The sequence below is a fragment of the Vibrio sp. 1727 genome (genome assembly GCF_033344415.1).
GTDB lineage: Bacteria > Pseudomonadota > Gammaproteobacteria > Enterobacterales > Vibrionaceae > Vibrio > Vibrio alginolyticus.
The window spans coordinates 1-509 of sequence record NZ_JAWPOT010000698.1; the positions used below are offsets into that span (position 1 = coordinate 1).

The 509-nt window shown below is 46.0% G+C and carries 1 protein-coding gene; it reads right to left on the bottom strand.

The window, feature by feature from the left end:
• Positions 1-67: 67 nt before the first annotated feature.
• A partial coding sequence (locus R8O10_RS27685) for a pseudouridine synthase (RefSeq protein ID WP_318192290.1) occupies positions 68-509 on the bottom strand: 442 nt, incomplete at its 5' end.

Sequence of the window (509 nt, forward strand, 5' to 3'; positions counted from 1 at the left end):
CAGGCGATCGCCTGCTTTTATGTTTTTTGATGTTGACTACTTTAAGGAATGTGCTGGTTTAAGATGGCTAGAGCTGAATCTCTTTGCATTGGCCAGGCTGCAAGTCTCCAAGGGTAATGTCGCCCATTGAATAGCGTACTAAGCGTAAAGTTGGGAAGCCGATATGAGCGGTCATGCGTCTTACTTGGCGGTTTCTACCTTCAATGATAGTGATTTCTAGCCATGTCGTTGGAATATTTGCACGAAAACGAACTGGTGGGTTTCTCTCCCAAATCGTCGGAGCATCAATGACTTCTACTTTTGCGGGTAAGGTCATACCATCTTTTAATTCAACGCCTTTACGCAACTTCTCTAAATCTTGCTCTTGTGGCGCTCCATCCACCTGTACCCAATACGTTTTCGGCGACTTCGATTTCGGCTGAGTCAGCTTCGCTTGTAGGATACCATCATTGGTTAACACCATTAGACCTTCACTGTCTCTGTCTAGCCGACCTGCTGCGTATACGTCT